Annotated in this window: 13 protein-coding genes; 4 read left to right on the forward strand and 9 right to left on the reverse strand. The window is 75.1% G+C overall.

Annotation, left to right across the window (positions count from 1 at the left end; all coding sequences use genetic code 11):
• Positions 1 to 98: 98 nt before the first annotated feature.
• The 4 genes from ACIP4P_RS36895 to ACIP4P_RS36910 all read right to left on the reverse strand — a co-directional run bounded on the left by ACIP4P_RS36895 (position 99) and on the right by ACIP4P_RS36910 (position 4,547).
• Positions 99 to 1,124: a 6-phosphofructokinase gene (locus ACIP4P_RS36895; protein ID WP_400926280.1), complete on the reverse strand. Its 1,026-nt coding sequence runs from the start codon at positions 1,122 to 1,124 to the stop codon at positions 99 to 101.
• 441 nt (positions 1,125 to 1,565) lie between these two features.
• The gene (locus tag ACIP4P_RS36900) at positions 1,566 to 2,294 is read right to left on the reverse strand and encodes a glutamine amidotransferase (RefSeq protein WP_350512515.1); all 729 of its coding nucleotides are present in this window, start codon (positions 2,292 to 2,294) and stop codon (positions 1,566 to 1,568) included.
• A gap of 46 nt (positions 2,295 to 2,340) precedes the next feature.
• A complete protein-coding gene (locus ACIP4P_RS36905; RefSeq protein ID WP_188307220.1) occupies positions 2,341 to 3,603 on the reverse strand; it encodes a MurT ligase domain-containing protein in 1,263 nt (420 codons plus the stop codon).
• A 251-nt stretch (positions 3,604 to 3,854) separates the two neighbouring features.
• Positions 3,855 to 4,547: a GNAT family N-acetyltransferase gene (locus tag ACIP4P_RS36910; protein WP_400926284.1), complete on the reverse strand. Its 693-nt coding sequence runs from the start codon at positions 4,545 to 4,547 to the stop codon at positions 3,855 to 3,857.
• Between the two features lie 481 nt (positions 4,548 to 5,028).
• Between ACIP4P_RS36910 and ACIP4P_RS36915 the strand changes: the two genes are divergently transcribed.
• Both ACIP4P_RS36915 and ACIP4P_RS36920 read left to right on the forward strand, forming a co-directional pair.
• Positions 5,029 to 5,253, forward strand: a complete 225-nt coding sequence (locus tag ACIP4P_RS36915) for a hypothetical protein (protein WP_400926287.1) — start codon at positions 5,029 to 5,031, stop codon at positions 5,251 to 5,253.
• A 150-nt stretch (positions 5,254 to 5,403) separates the two neighbouring features.
• Positions 5,404 to 6,102: a hypothetical protein gene (locus ACIP4P_RS36920; RefSeq protein WP_400926290.1), complete on the forward strand. Its 699-nt coding sequence runs from the start codon at positions 5,404 to 5,406 to the stop codon at positions 6,100 to 6,102.
• Positions 6,103 to 6,111: 9 nt separating this feature from the next.
• Here ACIP4P_RS36920 and ACIP4P_RS36925 read toward each other — a convergent pair whose 3' ends face one another.
• The 3 genes from ACIP4P_RS36925 to ACIP4P_RS36935 all read right to left on the reverse strand — a co-directional run bounded on the left by ACIP4P_RS36925 (position 6,112) and on the right by ACIP4P_RS36935 (position 8,373).
• The gene (locus ACIP4P_RS36925; RefSeq protein ID WP_400926292.1) at positions 6,112 to 6,486 is read right to left on the reverse strand and encodes a nuclear transport factor 2 family protein; all 375 of its coding nucleotides are present in this window, start codon (positions 6,484 to 6,486) and stop codon (positions 6,112 to 6,114) included.
• Positions 6,487 to 6,517: 31 nt separating this feature from the next.
• Positions 6,518 to 7,246, reverse strand: coding sequence for an SDR family NAD(P)-dependent oxidoreductase (locus tag ACIP4P_RS36930; RefSeq protein ID WP_400926295.1), 729 nt, complete (start codon positions 7,244 to 7,246; stop codon positions 6,518 to 6,520).
• A gap of 215 nt (positions 7,247 to 7,461) precedes the next feature.
• A complete protein-coding gene (locus ACIP4P_RS36935) occupies positions 7,462 to 8,373 on the reverse strand; it encodes a LysR family transcriptional regulator (protein ID WP_400926298.1) in 912 nt (303 codons plus the stop codon).
• A gap of 208 nt (positions 8,374 to 8,581) precedes the next feature.
• Between ACIP4P_RS36935 and ACIP4P_RS36940 the strand changes: the two genes are divergently transcribed.
• Positions 8,582 to 8,881: a muconolactone Delta-isomerase family protein gene (locus ACIP4P_RS36940; RefSeq protein WP_400926569.1), complete on the forward strand. Its 300-nt coding sequence runs from the start codon at positions 8,582 to 8,584 to the stop codon at positions 8,879 to 8,881.
• Positions 8,882 to 8,985: 104 nt separating this feature from the next.
• Complete coding sequence (locus ACIP4P_RS36945; protein ID WP_400926571.1) at positions 8,986 to 10,041, forward strand: YbfB/YjiJ family MFS transporter; 1,056 nt, start codon at positions 8,986 to 8,988, stop codon at positions 10,039 to 10,041.
• A gap of 239 nt (positions 10,042 to 10,280) precedes the next feature.
• Here ACIP4P_RS36945 and ACIP4P_RS36950 read toward each other — a convergent pair whose 3' ends face one another.
• Together ACIP4P_RS36950 and ACIP4P_RS36955 are read right to left on the reverse strand one after the other, a co-directional pair.
• On the reverse strand, positions 10,281 to 10,706 hold the full coding sequence (locus ACIP4P_RS36950) for a hypothetical protein (protein WP_400926301.1): 426 nt from the start codon (positions 10,704 to 10,706) through the stop codon (positions 10,281 to 10,283).
• Positions 10,707 to 10,783: 77 nt separating this feature from the next.
• On the reverse strand, positions 10,784 to 12,223 hold the full coding sequence (locus tag ACIP4P_RS36955) for a pyridoxal phosphate-dependent decarboxylase family protein (RefSeq protein WP_400926304.1): 1,440 nt from the start codon (positions 12,221 to 12,223) through the stop codon (positions 10,784 to 10,786).
• Positions 12,224 to 12,430: the final 207 nt, after the last annotated feature.

A 12,430-nucleotide genomic window follows, 5' to 3' on the forward strand; every position in this document is an offset into this window, starting at 1 on the left:
CCCCGCCGCCCACGCTAGCCGGGCGGCGGCCGGAACGCCCGCCGGGTGCACGGGAGCCCCCGGCGGGCGGCCGGGGGCTCCGTACGGGGCGGCAGCGGTCAGAGGACCGTCTCGGCCTCCAGGTAGCGCTCCTGCGGGACGGTCTTCAGCTCGGCGACGGCCTCGGCCAGCGGCACCAGGTTGATGTTGGTGCCCTGCAGCGCGGTGATGTGCCCGAAGGCGCCCTTGTGGACGGCCTCCACGGCGTGCCAGCCGAAGCGGGTGGCGAGCACCCGGTCGTAGGCGGTCGGGGTGCCGCCGCGCTGGGTGTGGCCGAGGATCACCGGGCGGGCCTCCTTGCCGAGGCGGTGCTCCAGCTCGCGGGAGAGCTGGGTGGCGATGCCGGTGAAGCGCTCGTGGCCGTAGATGTCCTTGGAGCCCTCCTCCCAGTGCATGGTGCCGGGCTCCGGCTTGGCGCCCTCGGCGCAGACCACGATGGCGAACTTCTTCTGCCGGTCGAAGCGCTCGCGCACGACGTCGGTGAGCTTCTCGATGTGGAACGGGCGCTCCGGGACGACGATGGCGTGCGCGCCGGCGGCCATGCCCGCGTTCAGCGCGATCCAGCCGGTGTGCCGGCCCATGACCTCGACGACCATGACCCGCTGGTGCGACTCGGCGGTGGTCTTCAGTCGGTCCAGGGCCTCGGTGGCGACCGAGACGGCGGTGTCGAAGCCGAAGGTCACGTCGGTGGCGGCGATGTCGTTGTCGATGGTCTTCGGTACGCCGACGATCGGCAGGCCGGCGTCGCTCATCAGCTTGGCGGCCTTCAGGGTGCCCTCGCCGCCGATCGGGATCACCGCGTCCAGGCCGAGGTCGGCGCAGTACTTCTTGGCCCGTTCGACACCGTCCCGCAGGTGGCTCGGCTGCACCCGGGAGGACCCGAGGATGGTGCCGCCCTGGGCCAGGATGCCGCTCACCGAGTCCAGGGTCAGGGGGCGGTGGTGTCCTTCCAGGAAACCGCGCCAGCCGTCCTCGAACCCGATGATCTCGTCGCCGTGGTCGACCACCCCCCGGTGGACCACGGAACGGATCACCGCGTTCAGTCCGGGGCAGTCACCGCCGCTGGTCAGCACTCCGATACGCATTAGCTTTGCAACTCCCGAGCAGAACCGAGGAACGGCCGGACCACAGGCGGGGACGACGAGCCGTCACCGTGACGAGGCGCTCCCACGCCGGGGTGGCGGGGAGGTGGCCGCGGGGTGATGGACCGGCCGATCCGGACAGAACGCCCGAAAACGGCCGTGAAGTCGAGCATACGGCCCCTGGTCCGGCCGGGCAGGAGCCGACGCGGGAGCGGCGCCGTCGGCGCCCCCGCGCGGAATTGCGGCCTGCTGCCGAGGAGGGTGTGCAGCCGGCAGCCCCATTGTCGTACGTCCGGGGCCGCCCGCGGGCCGGGTGACCGCATCGCGGGCACCCGGGCGGGGCGTTCGGCCGTCCGCCGTGGGGCGTTCGGGGGTACTACGGGTGGTACGGGGTGGTGCGGGGGGCACCGCCGCCGGCGGACGCCACCGGCGGTACCGGAGGCCCTAGGAGGGCCGGGAGGTGGCCGCGATGCGCTCGGCGCGCAGCGCGTCGTACCAGGTGGTGTCGGCCGGCGGCAGGGCGTTGACGTCCAGCGCCAGCTTGATCAGCAGGTCGGCCACGGCGGGGTTGCGGGCCAGCACCGGGCCGTGCAGGTAGGTGCCGAGCACGGTGTCCCGCCAGGCGCCCTCGGTGCCGTCGCCGGTGCCGTTGCCGCGGCCGACCGTGACGGTCGCGAACGGCTGGACGCCCTGGCCGAGGTGGGTGACGCCCTGGTGGTTCTCGAAGCCGGTCAGCTGCGGCAGGCCGAGCCGCGGGTCCACGTCGGCGAGCACGTCGCCGACGCAGCGGGCGCCCTCGCCGCGGGTGGTCCAGACGTCGAGCAGGCCGAGGCCCGGCTCGCGCTCTCCGAGGTCGTTGATGAACTCGTGGCCCATGATCTGGAAGCCGGCGCAGACACCGAAGATGATCGCGCCGTTCTCGGCGGCCCGCACCAGACCGCTGTCGGCGCGCAGCCGCTCGGCGGCCAGCCGCTGGGGGCGGTCCTCGCCGCCGCCGATCAGGTAGATGTCCCCGCTGGTGGGGATCGCCTGGTCGGAGCGGACGTCGATCCGGGTCACGTTGAGATGGCGCTGGCGGGCCCGGCGCTCCACGACCAGGGCGTTGCCGCGGTCGCCGTAGGTGCTGAGCAGGTCCGGGTAGACCCAGACCACGCGCAGGCTGCTCTCACTCATCCTCGAAGGCCTTCCGTCACGAAAAGACTGGTGTGCGGGCGCGGCATCAGCCGGCCACGACCTTCCGCAGCTGCTGGAAGGCGGTGTAGTTGGCGATGGCCTCGATCCGGCCGGGCGGGGCCATCCGGACGGCCTGCTCCAGGGTGTCCACGACGTGGAACTGCAGCCCGGCGACCTCCAGGCGGACGGCCAGGTCCAGCTTGCGCTGGCCCATCACGAAGATCGGGTGGCCGGCGAGGCGCTCGTAGTCGACGTCCCACAGCCAGGAGGTGTCGGTGCCGTCGGCGTCGAGGGCGTTGACCGAGAGGATCACCGGGGCCGGCGGGCCGTCGATCAGCGAGAAGGTCTCCAGCCAGCCGGCCGGGTTCTTGGCGAGCAGCAGGCGGATGTCGCGGCCCTGGTACTGCACCACGTCGTAGCGGCCGGCCACGGCGCTGACCGAGCGCATCCGCTCCAGCGCGACCTGCGGGGAGACGCCGAACACGGCGGCGACGGCGGCCGAGCTGGTGGCGTTGGCCAGGTTGGCCCGGCCGGGCAGCTGGAGCTGGATCGGCCAGGCGCCGCGCTGGGGATCGATCACGTGGGTGCCCTGGAGCGCCCAGTGCGGGTTGGGGCGCCGGAAGCCGCAGTCCTGGCAGAACCAGTCGTCGCCGGGGCGCTGCATCACGCCGCCGCAGGCGGGGCAGGACCAGGCGTCCTCCTTCCAGGCCTGTCCGGCGGCCACCCAGACCACCTTCTTGCAGGAGGAGGCGGCCCAGGTCACCAGCGGGTCGTCGGCGTTGGCGATGACCACGGCCTCGGTGTCCTGGAGGCCCTCGCGCCACTTCTCCGCCATCATGCGGGTCTCGGCGGCGCGGTCCAGCTGGTCGCGGGAGAGGTTGAGCAGGGCGATCGCCTTGGGGCGGGTGTCGCGGGCGACCGTCGCCAGGTACTTCTCGTCGACCTCGATCACGCCGAAGCGGGCGTCGCTGCCGCCGGCCAGGGCGGAGGTGATGCCGGCCGGCATGTTGGCGCCCAGGGCGTTGGAGACCACCGGGCCGGCGGCGCGCAGCGCCTCGGCGATCAGGCGGGTGGTGGTGGTCTTGCCGTTGGTGGCGCTGACCAGGACGACGTCCAGGTGGTCGGCGAGGGTGGCGAGCAGGTCGGGGTCGAGCCTGAGGGCGACCTTGCCGCCGATCACCGAGCCGCTTCCGCGTCCGGCCTTACGGGACACGGCGGCGGCGACCTTGCCGGCCGTGACCGCGATCTTGGCGCGGGCGGGCAGGGAGGCGTCGCGTGCGCCTGTGGGCTCCGATTCGGTGCCTGCCATGCTCAGTGGTTCCTCCTTGCTGCGGCACCGCCCGCTGGCCGGATAACGGGCCGTCGGGCGGCGGGGACGGGGCCAGCCTACCGACTCCGTAGCCCGGCCGGACGAACCGGACCCCATGCCGCCTGCTGTGACACCGCGCGGGCGGCGGCTGACCGTCCGTCAACCGGAGCGGGTCGGTGTCCGTTGGAGGACGCTCCGCCGCGGCCGGCGGGTTCCCGGGGGCGGCCGGTAAGGATGTCGTGAAGAAATGATCAGCGGCCCGGGCTGGGGGCGGGGGCCGGCGCGGCACCGGCGGCCAGCGTGGCGGTGATCACCAGGGTGCCGTCCTCGCAGCGGAAGTCCAGCGGCGCCGCCAGCCGGCGCATCGCGGCGATCAGCCCGGCGTTGCCGGCCTGGGTCACCGCGTACACCGTCCCGACCCCGGCCGCCCGGGCCGCCGCGGTCAGCCGGCGGAGCAGGGCCAGGCCCAGTCCGTTCCGCTGCCAGGCGTCCTCGACCAGCACGGCCAGCTCCGCCTCGTCCTCGTCCCACATCAGGTGCCCGAGGGCGACGATCCGCCCGTCGGGGGCGGTGACGGCCAGGCTGTGGCCGTGCCGGGGGTCCAGCAGGTGGTCCAGGTAGCGGTCGGCGTCGCGGACCGGCCCGTGGTAGCGCAGCCGCAGGGCGGCGGGGGAGCAGCGGCCGTGCATCGCCAGGGCCGCGGCCCGGTCGGCGGGGTCGGCGGGGCGTAGCAGCAGCTCGGTCCCGTCCGGCAGGGACAGCCGGGACACCGGCCCCGGGGCGGCCAGGTGCTGCGGGGTCGGCCGCGAGGTCGGGTGGGGGCGGGTGTGGCGGTGTGCGGCGGCGGGGTGCCCGGTCTGGGCCTCGGGCGCCGCGCACCTGCGGTCGGACCTGCGGAAGGGCCGGTGCCAGAGCCGTTCGAGGCGAGTGCGGGATGCCGTCATGGGGCCGACGCTACCGACGGCGCGCTTCCGGCCGGTTACGTGATCGTGAACGCACGAATGCCCGGGGGTGCGCGGACGGCGCGGCGGGACGGGGCCGGCACAGGTCCGGACCGGTGCCTCATGCGGTCGGGACGACGGGCGGCCGACGGTGGAGTCCGTGCCCGGCGCTCCTGGTGAGCAGGTCCGCCGGGCCCCGGTCGGCACCGCGCTCACCGGCCGGAGCTGGAGCGCTGCCTGGTCGAGTGGGTGGACGAGGCCGGTTCCGTCGCCTGCGTGCGGCGGATGCTGCCCGGTCTGGACGAGGAGGTGATCCGCCGGATCACCCGGATATCAGGGCGGTGGCGCGGCGGACCGGGTGACGTCCGGCCGCTGACGCGGACACGCTCACGGATGGCCCAGGATCCGTGATCGGGGGAGCCCCTTCGGATAGGGATGGCTCGGCTTTCCGCCGAACCCGTCTCGATCCGAAGGGGCTCCCCCGATGCTCTCGAAGAACTCCGCACTGGCCACGGCCTGTTGTGCCCTCTTGCTGGCCGTGCCGCTCGCCCTGGCCCAGTCGGCCGCCGCTGACAGCAGCGGCAACAACGGTCCCAAGACCCCGCAGGAGGCCGCCGCCTGCAAGAGCGTCACCGGCGCCCTGCTCGGCGGCTTCGGCGCCATGCTGGGCAACGCGGTGTGCGTGGTGCAGCCCGCCAACGGGAGCTGACCGGACCGGAGCCGGACCGGCGGGCGTTCGATCGGGCGCCCGCCGCCGCAGTCGCCGCAGCCGCCGCTCCGGAATCCGGGTGCCGACCGTCAGCGTGCTGACGTATCATCCGGCGGTCCGTTGAGCTGTTGTTTGCATGAATGAGGTGACATGGCGGGCATGGAAACCGAGCAGCCCTCCGAGAGACCGACCGGCCTCCAGGCGATCTGGGCCAACACCCTGGAGCCGGTGGCCCCGCTGCCCTGGTACCGCAGGGTCTCCCGCAAGGCCGTCCTGATCGGCGTGGTCGTCGTCGGCCTGCTCACCGCGCTGACGGTGGCCGCCGTGACCGGCGCCGGAGCCCCGCCCGCGCACCGGATCGCCCTGGCGGACCGGATCGGCGACCAGGAGCGGAAGCCGGACGACCAGCTGGTCACGACCGAGCGCGGCCGACTGCAGAAGAACCTGACCGCCCTGAGCCGCTTCCGGGACGTCTCGGTGGCCGGCTACGGCCCCGCCGGGTCGAGTCGCAGCACCCTGCTGGTGGACGGGATGACCGGGAGCTTCCCGGACGCCCGGACGGAGCTGGACCGGGAGTTCGGCGCGGTCTGGGGATCCGACGTGTCCAGCGACTCCGCCGGGGGCAGCGAGAGCATCCGGGACCGCCAGGACTACCCGGCCGGCCCGCTCGGCGGCGCACTGGACTGCGCGGTCCTGGGCGGCCCGACCGACTCCCGGACCCTCTGCATCTGGGCGGACGGGACGACGGTCGGCGCCGTCATCGACCGGACGGGCTCGATCCGCCCCGACGACCTGGCCAAGCAGACCCTGGAGGTCCGCGCGGCCGTGGAGGTCGAGGTCAAGGACTGACCGGTCGGTTCAGTCCAGCCGGGAGACCTGGTAGTGGGCGATCGCCCAGCCCTCGTCGGTGCGTTGCAGCAGGACGCCGAGCTTGACGCCGAGGGTCGGTCGGTCGGTGAACGCGAAGTCGACGTCCAGATAGCCGAGGAGCACGTCGTCGGCCGGCCGCCTGGTCTCCAGGATCCGGTAGTCGGCCGTCATCCCGAGCGGCTGGGAGGCGTAGTAGGCGGCGACGCCGGCGCGGCCGACGCTGTACGGGTGCAGGCCCTGGAAGACGGCGTCCTCGGTGAACCGGGCGGCCACCCGGTCGGGTTGGTGGGCGTCCACGGCGGCCTTCCAGCCGTCGAGGACCTCGCGCAGGACGGACACGTCGCGGGTGGTGGTGCGGTTCACGGTGGTGGCTCCTTCGGCAGTCGGGGCGGGGTCAGTGGCCGGCGCTCATGCCGCCGTCCACATGGAGGATCTCGCCGGTGACGAAGGGGGCGTTCTCCAGGTAGAGCACGGCGTCCACGATGTCCCCGATCTCACCCATCCGGCCGACCGGGTGCAGTCCGGCCAGGTACTCGTGGGTCTCCGGGGCGTGCATCGGGGTCCGGATGGTGCCGGGCGAGACGGCGTTGACCCGGATGCCCCGGGTCGCGTACTCGACGGCCAGCGACTTGGTCGCGGACTGCAGGCCGCCCTTGGTCAGCGAGGCGAGCACGGAGGGGACCCGGGCGTCGGCGTTGTCCACCAGGCTGGTGGTGATGTTGACGACGTGTCCGCCGCCCTGGCCGAGCATCTGGCCGACGGCGAGCTGGGTGAGGTGGAAGAAGCCGGTCAGGTTGACGCCGGTCACGGCCGCGTAGTCGGCCGGGGTGTAGTCGGTGAAGGGCTTGGCGACGAACAGCCCGGCGTTGTTGACCAGGGTGTCGACCCGGCCGAAGCGTTCGACGGCGGCGGAGACCACCCGTTCGGCGGTGGCCGGGTCGGCGATGTCGCCGGGGACGGCCAGCACGCCCGCGTCGTCGGAGGGGGTGATGCCGCGGGAGGTGGCGACCACGGCGTGGCCGAGCTTGCGGTAGGCGGCGACCAGGGCGGCGCCGATGCCCTGGGAGGCTCCGGTGATGACGGCGACGGGCTGGGCGTTCGTGGACCGGGTGTTCGTGGACATGACAGGTCTCCGGGTGTGGCGTGAGCGCGGGCTCGGTGGGGATGAAGGATCGCGTGGGCGGGCTCGCCCCTGAGGGACGGTGGCTTCCGCCGGTCGACGCCTCGACGGTAGGCGGGCGCCGCGTGCCGGGCAACGCCGAACCACCCCCGCGCCGGGACCGGCTCCCTCCCTGCTGGTAGGCCCGGCCTTCCAGCCCTGGTCGGCGGCGTCGGGCCCTACCGGTCCCGGTCGGTGGCGGGCAGCCAGGCCCGCGGGTCGGGGCCGTGGACGCCCTCGGCCAGGGCGTCCAGCACCGCCAGCACCGCCGGGCGCCGCTCGTCCGTCCGCCGGACCAGGAACCACGGCCAGTGCACCTCGGGGTCGACCAGTGGGCGGCGCACCAGGTCCGGGGGCAGCGCCGTGGTCTGGCCCTTGGGGCAGTTGAGCACCGGTCGGCCGAGCCGGCGGACGTGGTCGAAGAAGCCCGGGCCGGTCACCCCGCCGTCGGAGATCCGCTCCGGGCGGGCGCCCGTGTCGCGGATCAGCTCCTCCGCGTAGACGTTCCAGGACGCCCAGGAGGTCACGTCCTCGTCCAGCAGCACCACCGTGTCCCGGGTGCGCACCGGGTCGGTGGCCGGTCCGGGGGAGACGGCGTAGAGGCGGTCCGCGCCGATCGGCCGGGCCGTCAGGCCGAGCCGCTCCAACTCCTCGTCCCGCACCCAGCAGACCGCGAGGTCCAGGCTCCCGTCGGCCACCCGGGCGGCCTGGGTGTGCGAGGGGGCCACCCAGGCGTCCACGTGCACGGTGGCCGCCCGCGCGGTGCGCGCCGCGAAGTCCGGCGGCAGCCAGTTGACGTACCCCAGCCGGACCGGCTGCGAGCCCGACAGCTTCCCGGCCCGTCGCCGCAGGTCCTCGGCCCGGTCCAGCAGCGCCCGCGCGTGCGGCAGCAGCGAGGCGCCGGCCGGGGTCAGCGCCACCGAACGGCGGTCCCGGTCGAACAGCACCACCCCGAGGTCCCGCTCCAGCGCCTTGATCTGCTGGGAGAGGGAGGGGCCCGCGATCAGCAGGCGGGCGGCGGCCCGGCCGAAGTTCAGCTCCTCCGCGACCGCGACGAAGTAGCGCAGTTGACGCAGTTCCACGGTGCACATGCTACGGCCGGTAGGAGGCTGGGCCTCTCAGCAGGGAGAGCGCCGGTCGTGGCGCCGGGCGGGCCGGCGCCGGACGATGAAGGCAGCGGCGGAGCCCCCGTCCGTGAGCCAGTGCTGCGGGAGTCCGTGCTGCGGGAGTCCGTGATTGGGGGGCCGATGAGCCGCGGATCCCTGCCGTGCGGAGAAGAGGAGTTCGGTCATGCGGGAGTTGCAGGAGTTCCTGGTCGAGATCACCACCCGGGTGCCCGAGGGCACCCCCGCCGAGGAGGTGGACCGCCGCCGCGCGGCCGAGGCGGTCCGCGCGCGGGAACTGGCGGCCGCCGGCCGGCTGGCCCGGCTGTGGCGGCCGGTGGGCGAGCCGCGCAGCATCGGCGTCTGGCGGGCGGCCGACGAGCCGGAGCTGCGCGCCGAGGTGCTGGGCAGCCTGCCGATGTGGCCCTGGATGACGGCCGTGGTCACCGCGCTGGAGCCGCACCCCAACGACCCGGGGGCGGGGGCGCGTTCGTGACGGTCGATCGAATAGCGGTTGCCGGAGGCCGGTCGGGCGTCGCCGCTGTCGTCGGGTCGCCGTGGCCGCAGGTCGCCCGGGCGGGTGCGGCGCTGGCCGCCGGGATGGGGGTCGGCCGGTTCGTCTACACCCCGGTCCTGCCGTTGATGCACAGTCAGGCGGGGCTGTCGGCGGCCGGCGGCGCTGACCTCGCCACCGCCAACTACGCCGGCTACTTCGCCGGGGCGCTCGCGGGCATCCTCGCCCCCGCGCTGGTCCGCTCCCGGGCGGTGCTGCGCGGCTCGCTGGCCGTCCTGGTGGCGAGCCTGGCCGCGATGCCGGCGGTCCACGGGGTGGCGGCCTGGAGCGGGCTGCGGCTGGCGGCGGGAGCGGCCAGCGCGCTGGTGTTCGTGATCGCGGCCAGTTCGCTGCTCGGCGCGGCCGACGGGCGGTCGGCCCGGCTGTCCGGCTGGGCCTTCGGCGGCGTGGGGGCCGGGATCGCGGCGTCCGGGCTGCTGGTGCTCGCCGTGCGGCCGATCGGCGACTGGCGCCTGGCCTGGTGGGCGTCGGCCGTCCTGGCGGCGCTGCCGGCCGTGGCCGCGTGGAACCTCCGGACGGCCGCCGCCGCGCCGCCCGGAGCGGAGGCCGTCCGACGCGGTGGCGGGTTCGCGGCGCTGTTCGCCGCGTACACCCTGGAGGGCCTCGGCTACATCGTGGCGGGCACCTTCCTGGTCGCTGCGATCGACCAGGGCTCGCCCGGCCCGGCGGGCGGCGGCGCCTGGGTCCTGGTCGGCCTGGCGGCCGCGCCCTCCGCCGCACTCTGGGCCCGCCTGGCCGGACACCGGCCCCGTGCGGTTCTGCTGCGGACGGCCTACGCCGTCCAGGCGGTGGGCATCGCCCTGCCGGCCCTGGTCGGCGGCGTCCCGGCCGCCCTGGTGTCCGCGCTGCTCTTCGGCGCCACCTTCATGGGCATCAGCACCCTGGCCCTCGCCGCCGGCACCCGCCTCGGTGCCCCGCGCGCCGTCCCGCTGCTCACCGCCGGTCACTCGGCCGGGCAGGTCCTCGGCCCGCTGGTGGTCGCCCCGCTGCTCCACCACGGCTACCAGCAGGCGTTGTTGCTGGCGGCCGGCGTGGTCGCGGCCGGTGCGGTGGCGGTGACGGCGGTGCCCGCGGAGGGCTGACGGGGGCACCGGCAGGCCAGGTGCTGGCGACAGGTGCGGTCGTCGCCGGGCCTCGGCTCCCTGCTTTGCTCCGCTGCTCCGGCGCGGGCAACGGTGGGCGTGCGCCGGTCGGGCGGAGCTCGTCGAGGCGTGCCGGGCCGTTCGGCGGGGGTGGGCCCGGGTCGGCTACTCCAACATCCTTGCCGACGTTCGCTGTTGGGCGTCGCCTCCCTGCTCGCTCCGCTGACCGGCGACGGGGGTCAGGCGATCCGGGTCGGGACGTCCTCGACGGTGTGGCCGGTGGTGGTGAGGAGGGAGGTGAGGGCGGTGGGATCGAGCGAGCGGGGGGTGCGGAGGAAGAGTTCGTCGGTGGTCGGGTGGGGGTGGAGGGAGAGGAGGGTGATCCGGTGATCGGCGAGGGTGGTGTGGGTGTGGGCTAGGGCCGTGGTGCGGACCCGCCAGAGGGTGGTCGGGGGAGGGGCGTGCGGGGACCACCAGGCGTGCAGCAGGGCGGTGGCGAGCAGGGCGGCGGCGGAGCCGGCCAGCACGACCGGGCCGTCCGGGCCGTCGACGACGAGTTTGGCGACGAGGTCGGCCGCGGTGACGGAGAGGAAGACGGCGGCGAGTTCGACCGTGTCCCGGCGCCACCGGTGGGCCCGGGGGAGGGAGGGCTTCGAGTGCTCCATGCCTCCCACCGTGCCCGACCGGTGTTTCCTGGCCGCGAAGCGGCCGTGACCTGGTGGTTAAGGTCCGTCCGGGCGTGTTACGGCAGCAGCGTGCGGGCCGCCGCCCGGACCTCGGCGAGCAGCAGCCGCAGGTCCTCCTCGGTGGTGGCGGGGTTGAGCAGGCAGGCGCGGAGCACCTCCCGCCCGCCGAGCCGGGCGCCGGTGACGAAGACCCGTCCGCGCTGCTGGACGGCGAGGGGCAGGTCGCGGTTGACGGCGTCGCGGGCCTCCTCGTCCGCTCCGGCGGCCCGGTGGCGGAACGCGACGATGGAGGTCTGCACCTCCGCCATCAGCTCCAACTCCTCGTCGGCCTCGACGAGTTCGCCGAGCCGACGGGCGAGCGCGGTGCACCGGGCGATGTCCTGGACCAGGCCGGTGCGGCCGCGGTGGGCGATGGTGGCCCAGACCTTCAGGGCGCGGAACGGGCGGGTCTGCTCGGTGCCGTACTCGGAGAACCAGCCGAGCGCCCCGGCCGCCTCGTCGCGCAGGTAGGAGGGCACCAGGCTGAAGGTGCCGCGCAGTTCGTCGGTGTCGCGGACCAGGGCGCAGCCGCAGTCCACCGGGACGCCGAGCCACTTGTGCGGGTCGAGGGCGAGCGAGTCGGCGCGCTCCAGACCGGCGTAGCGGTGGGCGATGGCCGGGTCGAGGCGGCCGAAGGCGCCGTACGCGCCGTCGACGTGCAGCCACAGGCCCTGTTCCCCGCACAGGTCGGCGAGCGGGTCGAAGGCGTCGACCGCGCCGGTGCCGACGGTGCCGGCCGAGGCGACCACCAGGAAGGGCAGCAGCCCGTCGGCGCGGTCCCGTTCGACGGCCGCTCGCAGCGCGGCCGGGTCGAGGCGTCCGTCCGGGCCGGCCGGGACGGTGCGCAGGTGCCGGCTGCCCAGGCCGAGGAGCTCGGCGGCCTTGCGGACGCAGGAGTGGGTCTCCCCGGTGACGTAGCCGACCAGCGGCGGCAGGCCGGCGAGGCCGTCCTCGCGGACGTCCCACCCGGCCCGGCGGGCGGCCCGGTTGCGGGCGGCGGCGACGCAGACGATGGTCGCCATCGAGGTGCCGGAGGTGAGCAGTCCGCCGCCGGCCGGGTGCGGGAAGCCGACCAGTTCGGCGATCCAGCGGACCACGGCGCGCTCCAGGTGGACGTCGGCGTGGTCGCCGCCGGCCGAGCTGGGGTTCATCGCGGCGGCGGCGAGGGTGGCGAGCACCCCGGCGGGGGCGGGGGCGGAGTTGACCCAGCCGAAGAAGCGCGGGTTGCCGTTGCCCATGGGGTACGGGAGGACGTCCCGGGCGATGGCGGCCGGCAGTTCGGTGAGCGGGCGGCCCTCGGCGGGCAGCGGGGCGTCGAGCAGGGCCTGCCGGGCGGCCTCGTCCATCGGCTGCCAGACCGGGCGGGCGGGCAGGGCGGCGAGGTAGTCGGCGACCAGGTCGGCGGTGGCGTGGGCGGCGTCGCGGAAGTCCGCGTCGCGGGGGTCCTCGGTGGTCATGACGTGCTCCAGGAGGCCGGGGGCGGGCAGGCGCGGCGTCCTCGGCGCACCCTGATCAGGCGGAGTGATCGGGCGATCCTATGCAGTCGGGGGCGCCCCCGGGGGGGCGGGGCCCCCCGGGGGGGCGAGGGGGGGGGCGGGCCGGGCCCCCACGCGGGCCGCCCCCCCCCCCCGCGGCCGGCGCCCAGCAACTCCCAGGGGGTGGTG

It is taken from the genome of Kitasatospora sp. NPDC089509 (genome assembly GCF_044749365.1).
In the GTDB taxonomy this organism is placed as follows: Bacteria; Actinomycetota; Actinomycetes; order Streptomycetales; family Streptomycetaceae; genus Kitasatospora.